This window comes from Streptomyces sp. NPDC003635 (genome assembly GCF_053587635.1).
In genome coordinates this window covers 175,514-195,122 of record NZ_JBSFOK010000004.1, presented here as the reverse complement: position 1 = coordinate 195,122, position 19,609 = coordinate 175,514, and the positions used below count along the sequence as shown (strand labels likewise).

The window sequence follows — 19,609 nt, the reverse complement described above, 5'->3', positions numbered from 1 at the left end:
GCGGGTGGCTAGCCGAGCGCCTGCTGGAGGTCCTCCAGGAGGTCCTCCACGTTCTCGATGCCCACGGACAGGCGCACCAGGTCGGCGGGCACCTCCAGCGCGGAACCGGCGGCCGACGCGTGCGTCATGCGGCCCGGGTGCTCGATCAGCGACTCGACACCGCCGAGGGACTCGCCGAGCGTGAACACCTTGGCGCGGTTGCAGACCTCGACGGCCGCCTCCTCGCCGCCCGCCACCTGGAAAGAGATCATGCCTCCGAACGACCGCATCTGCTTGGCGGCGATCTCGTGACCGGGGTGCTCGGGCAGGCCCGGGTAGAGCACCTTCGTCACGCGCGCGTGCCGGGACAGCATGTCGGCGACCTTGGCGGCGTTCTCGCTGTGCCGGTCCATGCGCACCGACAGCGTCTTGGTACCGCGCAGCACCAGCCACGAGTCGAAGGGGCCCGCGACGGCGCCCATCGCGTTCTGGTGGAAGGCGAGTTCCTCGCCGAGGCCCTCGTCGCTCACGATCAGCGCGCCACCGACGACGTCGGAGTGGCCGCCCATGTACTTGGTCAGGGAGTGCACCACGACATCGGCGCCGAGCGACAGCGGCTGCTGGAGGTAGGGCGTGGCGAAGGTGTTGTCGACGACGAGACGCGCGCCCGCGTCCCGGGCGATCTGGGCGACCGCCGCGATGTCGGTGATGCCGAGCAGCGGGTTGGAGGGGGTCTCCACCCACACGGCCTTGGTCTTCGGGGTGATCGCGGCCCGTACGGCGGCCGGGTCGCTGGTGTCGGCGACCGACCACTCCACGCCCCAGCGGGCGACGACCTTCGCGAACAGGCGGAACGTGCCGCCGTACGCGTCGTTCGGGATGACGACGTGGTCGCCGGGGCTGAGCAGCGTACGCAGCAGGCAGTCCTCGGCCGCCAGTCCGGACGCGAACGCGAGCCCACGACGGCCGCCTTCCAGGGCGGCGAGGTTCTCCTCCAGGGCGGTCCTGGTGGGGTTGGCGCTGCGGCTGTACTCGTAGCCGCCGCGCAGACCGCCGACGCCGTCCTGCTTGTAGGTCGAGACCTGGTAGATGGGCGGGACGACCGCCCCGGTGAGGGGGTCCGCCGTGTTGCCCGCGTGGATGGCGAGCGTCTCGAAGTGCTGACTGATGTGCATGTCGCTCATGAGTCACGAGCGTAGTGCGCCGACGGCTCTGATGACGGAGCGGAGGAGTTTTCCACAGGCCAGGGACCGGGTTGGCCAATTGTCAGTGCGGTCTGGAACGCTTGTGGCATGGAGATTCTCTGGGTCCTGGTGGCGCTGGTCATGATCGGCTTCGTGGTGCTGCCGTTCATGCGGCGCCGACGGGGCATGATCGAGCAGGTCCCGCCGGGCCACCCGGACGCGGCGGACCCGGCGAACTACGGCTTCGTACGGCAGGAGGAGCTGGACGTCCGGATGCCCGGACCCGACCAGGACCTGCTGGACGTGCTGGACGTGGTGCAGCGCACCCAGGACTACCGCGCGGCCTCGCAGCTGCTCGCGGGCACCGGGGCCGAGGGCGAACCGCGCTGGCAGCGGGTGCAGGCCTTCGCGGGCGCCGCCTCGCTGGAGCTCCAGCAGCGGCCCGGCGGGGTCGGCGAGGCACCCGGCGGGCAGTGGCTGCGGGTGTGGCGGGCCGAGCAGCCCAAGGACGCGGGCGGCGCGGCCGTGCACGCGGAGTTCCTGGTGCAGCAGGCGTGGCGCACCGCGACGCCCGGCACGGACGACTTCCGGATCATCATGGAGGAGGCGAGGTCGGCCTGCGGCGAGGCGGCGCTGCTCGCCCCCGGCGACCCGATCCCGTACATCATCGAGCTCTCGGTCGCCCGCGGGCTCGCCTACTCGCAGCCGGAGTTCGAGCAGCTCTGGCTGAAGATCCTGGACCGCGCGCCGAACCACATGGGCGCCCATCTGGCCGCCCTGCACTACTGGTGCGAGAAGTGGCACGGCTCCCGTGCGCAGGCGTACGGCTTCGCGGAGGCCGCCGCGGCCCGGGCGCCCCAGGGCTCGCTGCTCGCCGCGATGCCGCTGTTCGCGGTGTTCGAGCACCTTCCCGAGGTCAACCTGGTCAGCGGCTTCTATCAGAGCGAGGTCGTGACCAAGGCGATGCACGGCGCGCTGCACGCGGTGCACTCGGCCCGCTCCGACGACCCGATGCTGGCGCACGTCCGCCACCTGCTGGTGTTCTTCCTGGTCCGGGCCGAGCGGTGGGCGGAGGCCATGAACCAGCTGATACACGTGGACGGTCATGTCGGCGCCCTGCCCTGGACGCTGTCCCCGGACCCGGCCGCCGAGTTCGCGGTGTACCGGGCGCTCGCGGTCGCGGGCTACGAGGCCAACGGCGGCAGCCCGGCGACGCTCCCGCACTGAGGAATGCCCGGGGGTGGCGGGCATGTTGACGTGTCCGCCACCGTGGGATGGGAGCCCGCATGTTCCTGTACAGCCGTACGCCTCAGCTGCCGACGCCCGAGCAGGCGCTGCGCGGCCGCCCCGAGCCGGTCTTCACGGTCCCCGACCGCCACACCGTCCTCGGCACCCCGCTGCTCGGCCCCTACCCCGAGGGCCTGGAGATCGCCGACTTCGCCCTGGGCTGCTTCTGGGGCGCCGAGCGCAGGTTCTGGCAGCTCGGAGAGGGCGTGTGGACGACGTTGGTCGGCTACCAGGGCGGCTACACCGAGCACCCCACGTACGAGGAGGTCTGCTCGGGCCTGACCGGCCACACCGAGGTGGTCCGCGTGGTGTTCGACCCGGCCCTGCTCCCGTACGACCGCCTCCTGAAGACCTTCTGGGAGTCCCACGACCCCACCCAGGGCTTCCGCCAGGGCAACGACGTCGGCACCCAGTACCGCTCGGCGATCCACACCCACGGCCCCGCCCAGTCCACGGCGGCGGAATCCTCCCGAGCGTCCTACCAGCGGCGCCTCACAGCCTCGGGCCACGCCACGATCACCACAGAGATCCTCCCCGCGAAGGACCGCCCCTTCTACCCGGCGGAGCCCTACCACCAGCAGTACCTCGACAAGAACCCCGCGGGCTATTGCGGGATCGGGGGCACGGGGGTGTCCTGCCCGGTAGGCGTCGCCAAGGACGACGGCTGAGGCGGGCCGCGGGGGTAAATCGGTGGTCTCCTGGGCCGGGCGGTCGCACGCTGTAGGCCATGCAAGAACCGCAACGCGGGATCCGTGCCGTCCACGGGGACTCCACGATCACCGTCTACCAGGCCTACGCCCCGGAACTCGGCCTGCCCGCTGCCCGTGAGGGGCGTTTTCCTCCCGCGTGGAAGCGGGACAGGATGACGTGGATCAAGCCGTCGTTCCTGTGGATGATGTACCGCTGCGGTTGGGCGACGAAGGCGGGGCAGGAAACCGTCCTCGCCGTCGAGATCAGCCGATCCGGGTTCGACTGGGCGCTGAGCCACGCCTGCCTGTCGAGCTACGTACGGGGGCTGCACCCCGATCGGGCCACCTGGCAGCGGCAGTTGAAGTCGGCGCCTGCTCGGGTGCAGTGGGATCCCGAGCGGGACCTGGGTCTGCGGGCCCTGCCGTACCGGTCCCTGCAACTCGGCCTGTCCGGTGCGGCCGCGCGACGCTACGCGGACGAATGGACGGTCTCCATCCGCGACGTGACCCCGCTCGCCCGCGAAATCCACGCCCTCGCCAGCGTCGGTGACCTGGACTCCGCCACTCCACTGCTCGAACCTCGCGCTCCAGGGAAGCGGTCGTCCCGGGAATTCGGTTGCGCCCGGCCCCGGTGGGCGGGCTTCATGGCGGGATGGCCGATGTTCAGGGCTCGTACGACGACCTGTTCGCCGCTGTGCCCGGCGCGCTGGCGGAGGTGGTGGATGGTGGGGACCTGGGGGGCTCGGTGGCTGTCTTCGTGGACGGCGAGCCCGTGGTGGACGTGTGGGCTGGGTTCGCCGACGCCGGGCGGAGTGTGCCCTGGCGACGGGACACCCTCGTCAACGTCTGGTCGGTCAGCAAGACCATGACGGCCCTGTGCGCCCTCGTCCTCGCCGACCGCGGCGAGCTCGACCTGGACGCGCCCGTCGCCCGGTACTGGCCCGAGTTCGCCGCGAACGGCAAGGAGCACGTTCTCGTACGGCATCTGCTCTCCCACACCGCCGGGCTGCCCGACTGGGATCCACCGCTGCCCGTCGAGGACTTGTACGACTGGGCCTCCGCCACCGCACGGCTCGCGGCGCAGGCCCCGCGCTGGGAAGCGGGTACCGCCGCCGGGTACCACTCGCTCACCCAGGGGTTCCTCGTCGGGGAGGTCGTACGGCGGATCAGCGGGCGGGAACCGGGCGTGTTCCTCGCCGAGGAGGTCGCCGGGCCCCTCGGCGCCGACTTCCACCTCGGGCTGTCCGCCGAGCACGACCCCCGGGTCGCGCTCACCGTCCCGCCCCCGGGCCGGGACCAGGACTACGCCGCGCGTACGGCCGGAGACGGTGGGGCCGGAGACAGCGCCGTCCCCGGCGTCCGCGTCCGTGACGGCAACAGCGTCGCCTGGCGCCGCGCCCAGATCCCCGCCGCCAGTGGGTTCGGCAACGCCCGCTCGGTCGCCCTGGTCCAGTCGGTGATGGCATGCGGCGGTGCCGTGGGCACGACACGGCTGCTGTCACGGGCCGGCTGTGACCGTGCCTGGGAGGAACAGTTCGCCGGCGAGGACCTCGTGCTCGGCATGTCGACGCGCTGGGGCCTCGGTTACGGTCTGTTCGGCAGCACGTACGGGTGGGGTGGCTGGGGCGGCTCCCTCGTGATGATCGAGCCCGAGACCCGCTCGGTCGTGGCGTACGTGACCAACCAGATGCGCGAACCCGCCGAGGACACCCGGGGATTGGAGATCGTGATGGCGGCCCAGGACGGGATCGAGGCACTGCGGAAGTGATCACCGATTATCAGCGGACCCTGCGCGACCGGCTGCTCGCGGCCCCCGTCGTCCCCGCCCCGCGCCCCTGGCGGCCGGTCTTCGCGCCCTACGGCGACAGCGGCATCCCGCCCTGCGCGGCCGTCGGCGGCCTCCTCGGCATCGGTTTCGCCACCGACCCCGGTACCGGGCACGACCTCGTCATGGTCGTCTCGCACGACGGTCACGGCCTCTTCGACGCCGTGACCGGCGAGAAGATCGCCCGCGACCGGGACCCCGACCCCGAGCACAGCACCCCCGACACCGCCCCCGACCTCACCTGCCCGGGGTTCGGGCCGATCGGCGGGAGCCGGGTCCACATCGCCGGGCTCTTCGGCGGCGGGCTGCACACCGGCACCGGCGACGGCTGGGTCGTGGCGGTGGAGACGCCCGAGTGGCCGCACCAGCGGGTCCTGCTCTCGCAGGGCGGCAAGCTGTTCCACGACAGTCCCCCCGGCGACGGCTGGTGGCACGTCCTGCACTCCTCCTACTCAACCTTCCGCGCCGCGGGCTTCTCCCCGTCCGGCGAGACGCTCGCCGTCGCCACCAGCAGTGACGTCACCCTCTGGACGCGCCGCTGACGGTTCCCGCAGTCCCCGTGCCAACAGCCAGGCGAGGGCGGGCAGTACGGCCAGTGGCGCCAGCGCCGAACAGAGCGAGGTCGCGTCGGCGAGGGCGCCGATCGCCGGGGTCGCCAGGCCGCCGACGCTCACCGTCAGACCCAGCGTGATGCCGCCCGCCGTGCCGACCCGGGTGGGCAGGTAGTCCTGGCCGAGGGTGACCTGGAGGGAGAAGGGGACGTACAGGCCCGCCGAGGCCAGCGCGACGAAGACGTAGACCGAGGGGCCCGGAGCCAGGATCACGCCCGCGACCGCCACGACCGTGATCAGGTACGACCGGCGCACCACGGTGACCCGGTCCAGGCGTTCGGCCAGGGTCCCGCCCAGCACACTGCCCACCGCGCCACCGGCGTACAGGACGCACAGCGCGGCAGTACCGGCCGCCGTACCGCCGCCGGTGCGCTCCTGGACGAGGAACGCGACGAAGGTGCTCAGGCCGATGAAGGTGATCGACCGGCAGACCACCGCCAGGGACAGTCTGGTGAAGGAACGGACGTCGTCCCGAGCGGACTTGAACGAATCCCCACGCACCCCCGCCCCACCGACCTCAGCCCTCGCCCCACCGACCTCAGCCCTCGCCCCGGCGCCGGAACCAGCCCCGGCCAACCCCCGCACCGCCGCGAGGCACAGCGCGCTGCCCACCACCGCCGGGATCACCAGCCACGGCGTCCGGCTCAGCCCACCCGTCGCGACCACCGCCGCGACCAGCAACGGCGCCGCCGCGAAGCCGAGCGTGCCGCCGAGCGAGAACCAGCCCATCGCGGTGTGGCTCCCCCGCGCCGCGAGCCGCGCCACGCGCGCCGACTCCGGGTGGTACGCCGCCACCCCCACCCCGGACAGCGCCACCAGCGCCAGCGTCGGAGCGTAGGCATCCGGCAGGCCGCTGAGCGCGATCCCGGTGCCGCCGAGCAGCGTGCTCAGCGGGAGCAGCCAGGGCAGGGGCCGGCGGTCGGTCAGGACGCCGAACAGCGGCTGGGTCACGGAGGAGAGCAGGGAGGCGGCGAGCACGATGCCCGAAGCGGCGGCGTAGGAGTAGGCGCGCTCGGCGACGAAGAACGGGACCAGGGACGCGACGGTGCCCTGGTAGACGTCGACGCAGGCATGCCCGGCCGACAGCAGAATGATCGACTTGTTTCTCCGCACCGAGCCATCGTGGGTGGAACGCACCCCGTCGGACTTCCGATAATCTGCCAAACAATGCCGCAGAACCGCCAACCCGCCCCCCAGCACCGCCAACACGACCCCCAGCACCGCCCAGGCACCCAGCCCACCCGCCCGGCCACCCAGCCGACCCGCCGGGTCCGCCATCAGCCCATCGCCCCCACCCGCGCCCAGCGGCTGGCCCCGGGCGGCGCCATCGACGCCCACCGCCACGACGAGCACCAGATCGTGTACGCAGCCCGGGGGGTCCTGGCGGTCACCACCGACGCGGGGTCCTGGGTCGCGCCGGCCACCCGGGCGGTCTGGGTGCCGGCCGGCACCGTGCACGCGCACCGGGCGTACGGCGGGCTCGAACTGCATCTCGTGGGGCTGCCCGCGGCCGAGAACCCGCTCGGCCTGGACGAGCCGACCGTGCTCAGCGTCGGCCCGCTGCTGCGCGAGCTGATCACCGCCTACACCGCGGCCCCGCGCGAGGACAGCCCCGAACGGTCGCGGCTGCGGGCGGTGCTGCTCGACCAGTTGCGGGCCTCGCCGCAGCAACCCCTGTATCTGCCTGCCCCCACGACGCCTCAACTCCGCGCTGTGTGTGCCCTGTTGCACGAGGACCCCGCCGACAGCCGCACGCTCGCCGCCCTGGGCCGGGAAGTCGGTGCCGCAGAGCGGACGTTGTCCCGGCTCTTCCGGGCCGACCTCGGGATGACCTTCCCGCAGTGGCGCACCCAGCTGCGGCTCCACCACGCGCTGGTGCTGCTGGCGGAGGGCCGGCCGGTGACCGCGGTGGCGCACGCCTGCGGCTGGTCGTCGGCGAGCGCGTTCATCGATGTCTTCCGGCGGACCTTCGGGCACACGCCGGGCGCGCACCAGCGGTGAGGGCCCCGGAGGGGGGAGACCCCGGGGCCCTCACCGGCACACCGCTCAGATCGTCGCGGTGTCGATCACGAACCGGTACCGGACATCACTGGCCAGCACCCGCTCGTACGCCTCGTTGATCTCGGACGCGGCGATCAGTTCGATCTCCGCGCCGATGCCGTGCTCGGCGCAGAAGTCCAGCATCTCCTGGGTCTCGGGGATACCGCCGATGGCGGAACCGGCGAGGCTCTTGCGGCCCAGCATCAGCTCGAACAGGTTGAGCGAGATCGGCTCCTCGGGGGCGCCTACGTTCGCCAGGGTCCCGTCGACCTTGAGCAGCGACAGCAGGGCGGCGAAGTCCATCGGTGCCGAGACCGTCGAGACGATCAGGTCGAAGGTGCCCGCGAGTTCCTCGAAGGTCTTCGGGTCGCTGGTGGCGTGGTAGTGGTCCGCGCCCAGCTTCAGACCGTCGTCCTTCTTGCGCAGGGACTGCGACAGGACGGTCACCTCGGCACCCATGGCGTGCGCGATCTTGACGGCCATGTGGCCGAGGCCGCCCAGACCGACGACGGCGACCTTCTTGCCGGGGCCCGCGTTCCAGTGGCGCAGCGGGGAGTAGGTGGTGATGCCCGCGCACAGCAGCGGCGCGGCCACGTCGAGGGACAGGCCGTCCGGGATGCGGACGACATAGCCCTCGTCGACGACGATCTTCTCCGAGTAGCCGCCGTAGGTGGGCTCGCCGTTCCTGTCGAGGGCGTTGTACGTGCCCACCATGCCGCCACCCGTGCAGTACTGCTGGAAGCCGGCCTTGCAGTTGTCGCACTCCCGGCAGGAGTCGACCATGCAGCCGACGCCCACGCGGTCGCCGACCCGGTACTTGGTGACGCCGGATCCGACCTCGGAGACGATGCCCGCGATCTCGTGGCCGGGGACCATCGGGAAGATGGCCTCGCCCCAGCCCTCACGGGCCTGGTGGATGTCCGAGTGGCAGATGCCCGCGAACTTGATGTCGATCAGCACATCGAACTCGCCGACCGCACGGCGCTCGATGGTGGTGCGCTCCAGCGGCGCCTTGGCGGCGGGAGCGGCGTACGCAGCGACAGTGGTCATGGGAGTGGCTCTCCTCAGAGGTTGCGCGCCCGGCTGCCTTCCGCCGGGCACGTCCTCCAGCCTGCCGAGGGCGCGAGTGTTTACCCAGGTCACGGCTTTGCGTACGTCTGGCGTTCCTACTACTGAGAGGGTCAGGCTGGTGGGCGTACGACCGGGAATACTGGACGGCATGGACGAACAGCCCGAATCTCCGGCCGGGCCCGGTGGCGGCCTGGACCCGCGTGCCGAGCTGAGCGAGTTCCTGCGCACCCGGCGTGCCCGGCTGAAGCCGGAGGACGTGGGGCTGCCCCACTTCGGACGGCACCGCAGGGTGCCCGGGCTGCGGCGCGAGGAGCTGGCGCAGCTGGCCGGGGTGTCGGTGGCGTACTACACGCGCCTGGAGCAGGGCAACGGGCGGAACGTGTCGGCGGAGGTGCTGGACGCCATCGCGCGGGCGCTCAGGCTGAGCGAGGCCGAGTACGCGCACCTCATGCACCTGGCCAAGCCGAAGCCGCAGAAGAAGAAACAGCAGGCCGGGCGGGCGGAGCAGGTGCGCGGAGCGCTGCGCCAGCTGCTGGACTCGATCGAGACCGTCCCGGCGTACATCACCGGCCGCCGCTCCGACCTGCTCGCCTGGAACCGGATGGCCGCGGCCGTCTTCGGGGACTGGTCGGAGCTGCCGGCGCAGGAGCGGAACTGGGCGCGGCTGGTGTTCCTGCGCCCGGACTACCGGGAGCTGTTCGTGGAGTGGGACCAGAAGGCCTACGACATGGTCAGCTATCTGCGCATGGACGCGGGCCGTCACCCGGACGACCCGCTGCTCTCCTCCCTGGTCGGTGAACTCTCCCTGAAGAGCGAGGAGTTCCGGCGGCTGTGGGCCACCCATGACGTCAAGGAGAAGAGCTACGGCGTCAAGCGGATGCGGCACCCGCTGGTCGGGGAACTGACCTTGAACTTCGAGTCGTTCACCCTCACCGACGGCTCGGAGCAGTCCCTGGTCACCTACTACCCCGAGCCGGGCTCGCCCTCGGCCGAGGCGCTGCGCCTGCTGGCGAGCTGGGGCGCTGACGCGACCAGGGCCGGGGCCGGGGCCGTTCAGCCCTGATACGGGGGCGCGGCCCCCCAGTTCCACTTCGGCACCGGCTGCTCCGCCGGAGGCTTGGCGTCGGGGCTGGAGAAGTAGACCGCCAGGCGGGTGCCCCACTCCACGTAGGCGAGGAACGCGCTGCGGAACTCGGCGTCCGTGGGCAGGCCCGCCTCGTCGGCCGCGTCCTGGATGAGGTTGACCCAGCGGCGCCGTTGGGGCTCGGTGATGTTCAGGCCCAGGTGCTTGGCGACCATGTGGCCGTGGCCGCCCTGGGTGTCGGAGTAGGCGGTCGGGCCGCCGAGCACCTCGCCGAACCAGAGGGCGACATGCTCGGCGTGGGCCTCGGGGAGGCCCTGGAACAACGGGGCGAGAAGGTCGTCCTTGAGGACGCGGTCGTAGAAGGCGGTGGTCAGGCGGCCGAGTGCCTCGGCACCGCCCGCCCACGCGTACAGCGTCGGCACCGCCGAGCCGGTGCCGCGCACGCTGGTCGCCTTGTAGTGCCGCATCTCCTCGATGTTGCCGATGAAGGGGCGGATCTCGGCCAGGAAGTCGGGGAACAGCTCCGAACGGCGGAAGCCTTCGACGTGGTCCTCCGTCGAGGTCCACGTGATCCGGAGGACGAAGTGCTCGAAGTCCTCCTCGCAGCGCGCGAGTTCGTAGTCGACGCACTCCGGGGCGGCCGCGAGACTGACCGCGGCGCGGGTGTAGGCGGCCAGGAACTCCGCCGACTGCTGCTCGGGAATGCGGTACCGGACGTATTCCACCGTGTGAGCCGTCATGCGCCCACACAAGCACGGAAGCCGGATGGAAGCTGCTCTTCCGGCGCGGGGCGGTTCCGTGTCAGCGCTTGGCGTAATCAGGCCACGCCGACAGTGGTGTGCGGGCCCGCTCCTGGCTCACGGACAGCCTTCTCATGCTTCTCTTATTTCGGCCTTATCGAGTCATCACGCGCTGTCCCTAGCTTGCGGCGCATGTTCTTCACCTACCTGAGGCGCGAGCTGCGCCGCCGCAGAAAGGCGGCCCTCGTCGTCGCCTCCGGTCTCGCGCTGGGCATCGCCCTCGTCATCGTGGTCAACTCCGTGTCCTCCGGCATGGGCAAGGCCCAGGACAAGGTCCTGGAGTCGCTGTACGGGCTCGGCACCGACATGACGGTCACCAAGGCGGCCGCCGCCGAGGGGAGCCAGCCGGCGCGGCCGCGCTTCGAGTTCGACGCGCAGGACGAGGACTCCGACGAGGAGCAGAGCAGCGACCGGGTCATGGTCCAGGGCTTCCAGACCCTGGCGAGCTCGACCGTGGACAAGGTCGGGTCGCAGAGCGGGGTCTCGGACGCGGTCGGCGGGCTGAGCCTTCAGGTCATCAAGGTCAGCGGGCAGTTCCGGCGGGGCGAGTTCCAGCAGGACGGGGGCTCCGCGCAGGACCAGGGACAGGGCGGACCGGGCGGCGGCATGCAGGCGCCCGAGGGCCGGGTCGAGGGCGGCGGCGCCGAGTTCGACGTCAACAACTACTCGGTCTACGGCACAGACGTCACCGAGCCGGCGCTGGGCCCGTTGACCTCCTCGAAGATCACCAGCGGTCGTACGTTCAAGTCGTCGGAGACCAACGCGAAGGTGGTCGTGGCCGATGCGTCGTACGCCAAGGAGAAGGAGCTGAAGGTCGGCTCCACGGTGACCGTCAAGGGCACCAGGTTCGAGGTCATCGGCATCGCGACGCCGGAGAGCGGGGACGCTGCGGCCAACCTCTACATCCCGCTGCGGCAGGCGCAGACGCTGAGCGACTCGAAGAACAAGGTCACCACGATCTACGTCAAGGCGACCGACTCCCAGCGGATCGACGCCGTGAAGTCGGAGATCCAGCGGAACGTCTCCGGTACGACCGTGACGACGTCGGCGGATCTGGCGGACACGGTGTCGGGGTCGCTGTCGACGGCGTCGGACCTGGCGTCGAGCGTCGGCAAGTGGCTGTCGATCGCGGTGCTGGTGGCGGCGTTCCTGGTCGCCGGGCTGCTGACCTCCTCGGCGGTGTCACGCCGGGTACGGGAGTTCGGCACGCTGAAGGCGCTGGGCTGGAAGTCGGGCCGGGTGACCCGGCAGGTGGTCGGTGAGGCGGTCGTCAACGGCCTGGTCGGCGGTGCGCTCGGCATCGCGGTGGGCCTGGCGGGCGCCTACGCGGTGACGGCGATCAGCCCGACCCTGGAGGCCCAACTCGGGAGCACGGGCGGGGGCTTCGGGGGCGGACCGGGGGGCGGAGGCATGGGCGGCGGCCCCGGCGGCATGGGCGGCCCGGCGGCCCAGCAGTCGTCGAACGCCCTGGAGGTCGCCCTCACGGCCCCGGTCAGCGCGACCACGATCGCCCTGGCGGTGGGCCTGGCGGTGGCGGGCGGCCTGATCGCGGGCGCGTTCGGCGGCTGGCGAGCCTCCCGGCTCCGCCCGGCCGACGCCCTGAGGCGAGTCGAGTAACAGGCCCCTGCCGCAACTCCCCCTGGGCGCGGGAAACCGCGCGACCAGCCCCCACCGGCAGGCGGTCGAGCACGAACTCGCACCACCCCCTACCAACCCTCCAGGAGCACTCCATGTACGAACTCAGAAACGTCACCAAGCGCTACAGCCGAGGCAAGGAAACAGTCCACGCGCTCGACGGAGTCGACCTCACCATCGCCGACGGCGACCGGCTCGTCATCCAAGGCCCCACCGGCGGGGGTAAGTCCACGCTTCTTCAGATGCTTGGCGGACTTGACCGGCCGACATCGGGTGAGGTCGTTTTGGATGGCACAGATCTCGCCAAACTGTCCGAGGCCAAACTCACCGGCGTGCGCAGCGCGAACATCGGCTTCGTGTTCCAGAGTTTCAATCTGATCCCCACACTGACCGCACAGGAGAACGTCGAAACCGCGCTCGTACCGCTCGGTGTCAAGGTGAAGGACCGGCGCGAACAGGCCGCGGAGGCACTGAAGTCGGTGGGTCTCGGAGAGCGGCTCACGCATCTGCCCTCCGAGATGTCCGGCGGTCAGCAGCAGCGCGTCGCGATCGCTCGCGCCCTGGTCAAGCAGCCCAAGGTGCTGCTCGCCGACGAGCCCACCGGCAACCTCGACGAGTCGATGCGCGACGAGATCATGGACGTACTCGAGCGCATGTGGAAGGAGCTGGGGCTCACTTTCATCATGGTCACGCACGATTCGTCCATCGCGAAGAAGGCCCCCCGCCTCGCGACCATCCGCAAGGGAAAGATCTCCGTCAAGGAAAACGCGGGCGCGTAAGAACGGCGGACAGAGCGAGGCGCAACAGTCCGATTCTGTCTGCCCCCTGTCTATTGAGGTAGCTGATCACCCCCCGGCATACTGCCTATTCCGGGGGGTGCACGTACGTCTGTGCAGGACCGCCCCCGGCCGGGTGAACGGGGAAATTCGCCCGGTACTTCAGCAAGGGGGAAACTTGCGCAGACAAGTGAAAAGAGCATGCGCGGCCACCGTCGCCACGGCGGCCGCCGTCGCCCTCGCCGCCGGCATGACCAGCCCGGCGTCGGCGAAGCCCGAGCAGCGGACCGGTTCCGCCGCCGCCCAGCTCACCGCCCACCACCGCATCACCCTCATCACGGGTGACCGGGTCAGCGTGGACGCCAAGGGCCGGGTCGTCGCCCTGGAGCGGGCGGAGGGCCGGAAGCACATACCCGTTCAGATCCGCAAGGACGACGGGCACACGCTCGTCATACCCGCCGACGCGGCCCGGCTGATCACCGCCGGCAAGCTCGACCAGCGGCTGTTCGACATCACCGAGCTCAGCAAGTCGGCGACCCGCAAGTCGCAGGCCAAGGGCCTGAAGGTGATCGTCGGCTACAAGGGCGCAGCCACCGGCACCAAGGCCGACGTCCGGGACGCGGGCCAGCTCCGCCGGACCCTGAAGACCCTCAACGCGGACGCCGTGCAGACGCCGTACACCGAGACGCCCGATCTCTGGGACGCCGTCACCAACGGCGACCGGACGGCCTCCGGCATCGCGCACGTCTGGCTCGACGGCACCCGCAAGGCCACGCTCGACAAGTCCGTCGCCCAGATCGGCGCCCCCAAGGCGTGGTCGGCCGGGTACGACGGCAAGGGCGTCAAGATCGCCGTGCTGGACACCGGCGTCGACGCCAACCACCCGGACCTCAAGGACCAGGTGATCGCCTCGAAGAACTTCACCCCGGCCGCGACCGACGAGGACAAGGTCGGCCACGGCACGCACGTCGCGTCCATCGCGGCGGGCACCGGAGCGAAGTCCGGCGGCAAGTACAAGGGTGTGGCGCCCGGCGCCGACATCCTGAGCGGCAAGGTCCTCGACGACACCGGCTCCGGTGACGACTCCGGGATCCTCGCCGGCATGGAGTGGGCGGCCGAGCAGGGCGCCCAGGTCGTCAACCTCAGCCTTGGCGGCATGGACACCCCCGAGGTGGACCCGCTGGAGGCGGCGGTCAACAAGCTGTCCGCCGAGAAGGGCATCCTGTTCGCCATCGCGGCGGGCAACTCGGGCCCGGAGTCGGTCGGTTCGCCGGGCAGCGCGGACGCCGCGCTCACCGTCGGCGCGGTCGACGACAAGGACAAGCTGGCCGACTTCTCCTCGACCGGCCCGCGGCTCGGCGACGGCGCCATCAAGCCGGACGTCACCGCGCCGGGCGTGGACATCACCGCCGCGTCCGCCAAGGGCAGCGTGATCGAGCAGGAGGTCGGCGAGAAGCCGGCCGGGTACCTGACCATCTCGGGTACGTCGATGGCGACGCCGCACGTCGCCGGTGCCGCCGCGATCCTGAAGCAGCAGCACCCGGAGTGGACCTACGCCGAGCTCAAGGGCGCGCTGACCGCGTCCACCAAGGGCGGCAAGTACACCCCGTTCGAGCAGGGTTCGGGCCGCATCCAGGTCGACCAGGCCATCAAGCAGACCGTGATCGCCGACCCGGTGTCGGTGAGCTTCGGGGTGCAGCAGTGGCCGCACACCGACGACACCCCGGTCACCAAGGAGCTGACGTACCGCAACCTCGGTACGACGGACGTCACGCTGAAGCTCTCGTCGACCGCCACCGACCCCAAGGGGCGGCCGGCCCCGGCGGGCTTCTTCAAGCTGGACGCCACCACGGTGACCGTCCCGGCGGGCGGCAAGGCCACCGTCGGTTTCACGGTCAACACCAAGCTGGGCGGCACGCTGGACGGCGCCTACTCGGCCTACGTGACGGCGACGGGCGGCGGGCAGAGCGTCCGTACGGCCGCCGCGGTGCAGCGCGAGGTGGAGTCGTACGACGTCACCGTCAAGCACATCGGCAAGGACGGCCTGCCGACGGACGTCTACAACACCGTTCTGCTCGGCTACACGGGACTCGCCCTCAACCGGGCCTACGGTGTGCCGCCGGTCGCCTCCGGCACCACCACCCTGCGGCTGCCCAAGGGCCAGTACCTGCTGGACGCCTGGATCGCCAAGGACTTCAGCAACCTGGAGGGCGGCCTCGACTGGCTGGTCCAGCCGCGGCTGAACGTCACCAAGGACACCTCGGTGACGATCGACGCCCGTAAGACCAAGGCGGCCGACATCACGGTGCCGGACGCCGAGGCCAAGCAGCTCTCGGCGATGATCGGCTACATGTACGACCCGGCGGGCATCGGCATCGGCGTCGGTCTCGGCTCCTTCGCCGATGTGCGCATGGCCCACCTGGGCGGCGAGGTCTCCGGTCTCCAGCAGACCTGGAGCGGCCAGTGGACCAAGGGCGCGAACGCCGAGTACGACGTGGCCACGACCGCCAAGGTGAAGAAGATCCAGGGCGACAAGGTCCGCCACTTCAAGGCGAGCGAGCTCGCCACGGTGAAGAACCGGCTCGGCGCCTCCTCCTCCGGCAAGACCGGTGGGGTGGTGTCGTGGGGCATGTTCCCGCAGGACGTGGTGATCGGCACGCCCGTCGAGCAGAAGCTCCCGGGCACGCGCACGGTGTACGTCTCGACGGCCGACAAGATCCAGTGGACCTTCGACTTCGAGCAGTACGGCAGCCGCAGCCCCGAGGGCTTCCCGATCCCGGACGCCTTCTACACGCTGGGCGCCCCGCAGACCTTCAAGGCGGGCCAGACCTACCAGAAGACGTTCAACAACGCGGTCTTCGGTCCGCACATCAACGCGGACTACGGCCTGTTCCGTGACGGCAACAGCATCTACGGCTTCCTGCCGCTGTTCGCCGACGCGGCCAAGCACGCCGGTTCCTCGGACTTCACCTCGGTGAGGACGGAGCTGTACCGCAACGGCACGAAGATCGGCTCCCACACCGACCCGCTGTTCGGTGAGGAGGCCTTCAAGGTTCCCTCCGCCGAGGCCGAGTACAAGCTGACGACCTCGGTGAAGCGGAGCGTCAAGGTCGCCGCCGCCTCCACACGGATCGACGCGAGCTGGACGTTCAAGTCCAAGAAGCCGGCCTCCGACCAGGTCAAGCTCCCCGCCTCCACGGTCCGCTTCAACGCGAAGACGGACCTGAGCAGCCGGGTCACGGCGGGCCAGACGAAGACCGTCCCGGTCAGCGTCGTGGGCGCCGCGGCGGGCAGCAACCTCAAGTCGCTGTCGGTCTGGGTGTCGTACGACTACGGCCAGACCTGGAAGAAGGTCTCCGTCACGGGCGGCAAGATCAAGGTGAAGAACCCGGAGAAGGGCAAGGCCATCTCCTTCCACGCGAAGGTCGCCGACAAGAAGGGCAACAAGGCGACCGTCTCGATCTACAACGCGTACTACGGCAAGTAACGAGCGACAAGGGAGCGGCCCCCGGGACCATCAGGTCCCGGGGGCCGCTTCTTGGTTGCTGCGGGGAGGCAGGCGGCTCAGACCGCCGAACCCGCCTTCCAGTCCGCCCAGCTCATGTTCCAGCCGTTGAGGCCGTTCTCCGGGGCCACCGTCTTGTCGCCGGTGTTCTGGACGACGACGACGTCACCGACGATCGAGTTGGTGTAGAACCAGTAGCCCTCGGTGCCCTTGTCGTTGGCGCCCTTGGTGTCGTTCAGGCCGACGCAGCCGTGGCTGGTGTTGACGTTGCCGAAGACCGAGTCCGCGCCCCAGTAGTTGCCGTGGATGAAGGTGCCGGAGTTGGTCAGGCGGATGGCGTGGGGCACGTCCTTGATGTCGTACTCGCCCTTGCCGTCGTCGTCGGTGAAGCCCACGGTCGCGCCGTTCATGCGCGTCTCCTTGAACATCTCCGACATCACCATGATGCCCTCGTAGGTCTTGTTCTCCGGCGAACCGGCCGAGATCGGGATGATCTTGACGATCTTGCCGTCCTGGGTGACCTTCATCTGCTTGGTGTTGGCGTCGACGTAGGACACCTGGTTGCGGCCGATGGTGAAGGTGACCGTCTTCTGCTGGACGCCGTAGACGCCCTCGGCGCCCTCGACACCGTCGAGCGCGAGCTTCAGCGTGACGGTGGAGCCTTCCTTCCAGTACTCGTCCGGGCGGCAGTCCATGCGCTGGTCGTTGAACCAGTGGCAGGCGACCTCCTGGCCGCTGGTGGTGGAGACGGTCACGCCCTTCTGGACGTCGGCCTTGTTGGTGATCGCCTTGTCGAAGTTGATCGAGACCGGCATGCCCACGCCGACGGTGGAGCCGTCCTCCGGCGTGAAGTAGCCGAGGAAGCTGTTGTCCGGGGAGACCGTGCTGAAGGAGGCGTTCTCATGGGCCTCCAGGCCCTTGGCGTCCTTCGCGGTGACCGAGATCTTGTAGGTGGTGGACCGCTCCAGCGGGGCGTTGGGCTTCCAGCTCGTCTTGTCCGCGGATATCGCGCCCTCGACGGCGGCGCCGTCCGCGGTGGTCATCGACACCTCCGTGAGCGTGCCCTTGCTCACGGTGACGGCGGCGGAGTTGTTGATGGAGGCGTTGTCGGTGCCGTCCTTCGGCGTGATCTTGATCTGCGCCTCGGAGGTCTTCTGGGCCGCCGCCTCGTCGACCTTGGCCTGCGAGGTGTCGCCGCCCTCGTCCCCGGAGGCTTCGTCGCCGCCGGAGCACGCCGAGAGCACCAGCACACTACCGAGCAGAGCGGACGCGACCGTGAGGCCCCTGCGCCGCTTACCGACCGTCATCACACGCTTCTCCATCGTCGCCGAACTTCCGGAACCCCGAGAGTCCCCATCAAGAATCTTCAACGCTACGACCGGTTCGTCCCGTTCCACATCCCTTGGAGGTGTGGGGCACGCCACGTCCGCCGCGCCGGGTGGGGTGGATGTCGGTCAGTGCGCCCCCTGAGACGAAAAAACCCCGGACGGCGGTTGCCGACCGGGGTCACGATTTCCCCAAGTGGGCGCTAGCCGACCGTCTCCTCGTCGTCGTCCTCGTCGACATCATCCTCGTCGAGGTCCCAGTCGGGCGAATCGGGGTCGTAGTCGATCTGCTCGCTGGACCAGGAGGCCTGCGCGAGGTCGACCCCGGGCACCTCACTGACCAGGTCGAACGGGTCGACGAGGTAGGCGAGCGCCTCCGCGGTGTCTTCCGTCACAGCGCTCTCGGCGTGGGCCCGCTCATCGGCGGGCATCTCGGCGTCGTCGGCGATCCGGCGCAGGGCCGCCTTGGTCACGGCGTCCGCGTCGTCCACTTCGAGGACGAGCTCCACCCGAAGCCGGACAAAAGGTGATGACTCTTCAGTGCTCATGGTCGGAGCGTACGGCCCGGGACGGGCTTGAGGCTCCCACGACTTTCCCGCGACCCGACCCTTTCATTAGCATCGCCCCACACGGCCAATTCGCCAGCGCCACAAGGGGATCGATATTCCGTGTCATCCGCTCGCCGTCCGTTGCTGACCGCCACCGCCGCGGGAACCCTTCTGGGTGCCCTGTGGTTCGTCCCGTCCGCCAACGCGACCGGTGACGAGCCGACCAGACAGGCGCCCCCGGCCACGCAGGTCACCCAGCAGGCACGGGTCGCCGCCACCGGCACCGCCGACGACTCCGGGGTCGAACTCGCCGACACCGGAAGCTTCGACACCACGCCGTACGTCGTCGGCGGGACCGTCTCGCTCGCCCTGGGCGCGGGCTTCGTGGTCTATTCGGTTCGGCGGGAACGTCACGGTTTCTGAACTGACTTGACGTTTCTTTAACCAAACCTTCATAGTCCGCGACATGAAGAGATCTTCGAGGGCGCGCATAGGCGCCACGGTCGCCATGAGCGCGGTGACGCTCGCCCTCATCACGGGTTGTTCGAGCGAGGAGTCCGACGGCTCCAAGTCCACCGACGCGGGGAACTCCTCCGCCTCCCCCACCCAGGCCGCGAAGGCGCTCAGCGCCGCGGAGCTGGAGAAGCTTCTGCTGGCGCAGGGGGACCTGGACGCCAAGAAGTACAAGATCGAGGACGGGGACGACACCCTCCCCAAGTCCAGGACGACGGTGAAGTCGACCAAGGCCGAGTGCGAGCCCCTGGTCTGGGCCACGGCCGCTCTTCCTCCGGGGGACACGGATGCGCACGCGTCCAACACCGTCTCGGAGGTCCCGACGTCGACCGGCACCTCGAGCCCGGAGGACTTCGCGGACGCCTTCGACATCAACGTGACGTTCGTGGGCCTGTCCTCGTACGAGGGTGACGGCGCCGAGAAGGCCATGAAGGCTGTTTCCGACGGCGCCTCGGCCTGCACCGCCGGGTACGAGTTCACCGGCGACGGCGAGACCACGAAGGTCAACAAGGTAGCCCCGGCGCAGGGCTCGGGACAGGGTGACGAGTCCGTGGCGTTCAGCCAGGAGATCGACATGGACGGCGCCGGCCCGGCCAACTTCACCACCGAGGTGGTCCGCAAGGGCAACACCATCGCCACGTTCTACACGCTGAACCTCGCCTCGATCGACTCCGGCAAGGCACCGGAGAACCCGACGGAGGTCGTCACGGCCCAGCTGGGTAAGATCAAGTAAGTCC

General features: G+C 70.1%; 17 protein-coding genes and 1 pseudogene. 12 read left to right on the top strand and 6 right to left on the bottom strand.

Features of this window, described 5'->3' with window-relative positions; translation table 11 throughout:
* Window positions 1-8: 8 nt before the first annotated feature.
* Window positions 9-1,163 (bottom strand): cystathionine gamma-synthase, encoded by a 1,155-nt coding sequence (locus ACWDRW_RS06190; RefSeq protein ID WP_451720820.1) that lies wholly within the window; start codon window positions 1,161-1,163, stop codon window positions 9-11.
* Window positions 1,164-1,271: 108 nt separating this feature from the next.
* On the opposite strand from ACWDRW_RS06190, the gene ACWDRW_RS06185 reads away from it, so the two are divergent.
* From ACWDRW_RS06185 to ACWDRW_RS06165, 5 genes and pseudogenes are all read left to right on the top strand, one after another.
* A complete protein-coding gene (locus ACWDRW_RS06185) occupies window positions 1,272-2,390 on the top strand; it encodes a hypothetical protein (protein ID WP_451720818.1) in 1,119 nt (372 codons plus the stop codon).
* Window positions 2,391-2,449: 59 nt separating this feature from the next.
* Window positions 2,450-3,118 carry a peptide-methionine (S)-S-oxide reductase MsrA gene (gene msrA / locus ACWDRW_RS06180; protein WP_451720816.1) on the top strand — a complete coding sequence of 223 codons (669 nt, stop codon included), beginning with the start codon at window positions 2,450-2,452 and terminating at the stop codon, window positions 3,116-3,118.
* Window positions 3,119-3,177: 59 nt separating this feature from the next.
* Window positions 3,178-3,729: pseudogene (locus tag ACWDRW_RS06175) on the top strand (DUF4291 domain-containing protein); the annotation flags it as partial.
* 62 nt (window positions 3,730-3,791) lie between these two features.
* Window positions 3,792-4,907, top strand: a complete 1,116-nt coding sequence (locus tag ACWDRW_RS06170; protein WP_451720814.1) for a serine hydrolase domain-containing protein — start codon at window positions 3,792-3,794, stop codon at window positions 4,905-4,907.
* Window positions 4,904-5,506 (top strand): hypothetical protein, encoded by a 603-nt coding sequence (locus ACWDRW_RS06165; RefSeq protein WP_451720812.1) that lies wholly within the window; start codon window positions 4,904-4,906, stop codon window positions 5,504-5,506. The genes ACWDRW_RS06170 and ACWDRW_RS06165 overlap by 4 nt, the downstream gene beginning before the upstream one ends.
* Here the strand turns inward: ACWDRW_RS06165 and ACWDRW_RS06160 are convergent.
* Window positions 5,417-6,688: an MFS transporter gene (locus tag ACWDRW_RS06160; RefSeq protein WP_451720810.1), complete on the bottom strand. Its 1,272-nt coding sequence runs from the start codon at window positions 6,686-6,688 to the stop codon at window positions 5,417-5,419. The two genes, ACWDRW_RS06165 and ACWDRW_RS06160, sit on opposite strands and share 90 nt — an antisense overlap.
* A 54-nt stretch (window positions 6,689-6,742) precedes the next feature.
* On the opposite strand from ACWDRW_RS06160, the gene ACWDRW_RS06155 reads away from it, so the two are divergent.
* Window positions 6,743-7,576 (top strand): AraC family transcriptional regulator, encoded by an 834-nt coding sequence (locus ACWDRW_RS06155; protein ID WP_451720808.1) that lies wholly within the window; start codon window positions 6,743-6,745, stop codon window positions 7,574-7,576.
* 45 nt (window positions 7,577-7,621) lie between these two features.
* Here the strand turns inward: ACWDRW_RS06155 and ACWDRW_RS06150 are convergent, their stop codons facing one another.
* The gene (locus tag ACWDRW_RS06150; RefSeq protein ID WP_451720806.1) at window positions 7,622-8,665 is read right to left on the bottom strand and encodes an NAD(P)-dependent alcohol dehydrogenase; all 1,044 of its coding nucleotides are present in this window, start codon (window positions 8,663-8,665) and stop codon (window positions 7,622-7,624) included.
* 169 nt (window positions 8,666-8,834) lie between these two features.
* Here ACWDRW_RS06150 and ACWDRW_RS06145 point away from each other — a divergent pair, with 169 nt between their 5' ends.
* Window positions 8,835-9,749 carry a helix-turn-helix domain-containing protein gene (locus ACWDRW_RS06145; protein ID WP_451720804.1) on the top strand — a complete coding sequence of 305 codons (915 nt, stop codon included), beginning with the start codon at window positions 8,835-8,837 and terminating at the stop codon, window positions 9,747-9,749.
* Here the strand turns inward: ACWDRW_RS06145 and ACWDRW_RS06140 are convergent.
* On the bottom strand, window positions 9,740-10,510 hold the full coding sequence (locus tag ACWDRW_RS06140; RefSeq protein ID WP_451720802.1) for a globin domain-containing protein: 771 nt from the start codon (window positions 10,508-10,510) through the stop codon (window positions 9,740-9,742). The genes ACWDRW_RS06145 and ACWDRW_RS06140 overlap by 10 nt on opposite strands.
* A 192-nt stretch (window positions 10,511-10,702) precedes the next feature.
* On the opposite strand from ACWDRW_RS06140, the gene ACWDRW_RS06135 reads away from it, so the two are divergent.
* The 3 genes from ACWDRW_RS06135 to ACWDRW_RS06125 all read left to right on the top strand — a co-directional run bounded on the left by ACWDRW_RS06135 (window position 10,703) and on the right by ACWDRW_RS06125 (window position 16,468).
* Complete coding sequence (locus ACWDRW_RS06135; RefSeq protein WP_451720800.1) at window positions 10,703-12,187, top strand: ABC transporter permease; 1,485 nt, start codon at window positions 10,703-10,705, stop codon at window positions 12,185-12,187.
* A 113-nt stretch (window positions 12,188-12,300) separates the two neighbouring features.
* The gene (locus ACWDRW_RS06130; RefSeq protein ID WP_451720798.1) at window positions 12,301-12,984 is read left to right on the top strand and encodes an ABC transporter ATP-binding protein; all 684 of its coding nucleotides are present in this window, start codon (window positions 12,301-12,303) and stop codon (window positions 12,982-12,984) included.
* Window positions 12,985-13,231: 247 nt separating this feature from the next.
* The gene (locus ACWDRW_RS06125; RefSeq protein WP_451720946.1) at window positions 13,232-16,468 is read left to right on the top strand and encodes a S8 family peptidase; all 3,237 of its coding nucleotides are present in this window, start codon (window positions 13,232-13,234) and stop codon (window positions 16,466-16,468) included.
* A 77-nt stretch (window positions 16,469-16,545) separates the two neighbouring features.
* Here ACWDRW_RS06125 and ACWDRW_RS06120 read toward each other — a convergent pair whose 3' ends face one another.
* Together ACWDRW_RS06120 and ACWDRW_RS06115 are read right to left on the bottom strand one after the other, a co-directional pair.
* A complete protein-coding gene (locus tag ACWDRW_RS06120; RefSeq protein WP_451720796.1) occupies window positions 16,546-17,808 on the bottom strand; it encodes a L,D-transpeptidase in 1,263 nt (420 codons plus the stop codon).
* A gap of 206 nt (window positions 17,809-18,014) precedes the next feature.
* On the bottom strand, window positions 18,015-18,359 hold the full coding sequence (locus ACWDRW_RS06115; RefSeq protein WP_451720794.1) for a hypothetical protein: 345 nt from the start codon (window positions 18,357-18,359) through the stop codon (window positions 18,015-18,017).
* Between the two features lie 120 nt (window positions 18,360-18,479).
* On the opposite strand from ACWDRW_RS06115, the gene ACWDRW_RS06110 reads away from it, so the two are divergent.
* Together ACWDRW_RS06110 and ACWDRW_RS06105 are read left to right on the top strand one after the other, a co-directional pair.
* Window positions 18,480-18,782: an LPXTG cell wall anchor domain-containing protein gene (locus ACWDRW_RS06110; RefSeq protein ID WP_451720792.1), complete on the top strand. Its 303-nt coding sequence runs from the start codon at window positions 18,480-18,482 to the stop codon at window positions 18,780-18,782.
* A 43-nt stretch (window positions 18,783-18,825) separates the two neighbouring features.
* Complete coding sequence (locus ACWDRW_RS06105) at window positions 18,826-19,605, top strand: hypothetical protein (protein ID WP_451720790.1); 780 nt, start codon at window positions 18,826-18,828, stop codon at window positions 19,603-19,605.
* Window positions 19,606-19,609: the final 4 nt, after the last annotated feature.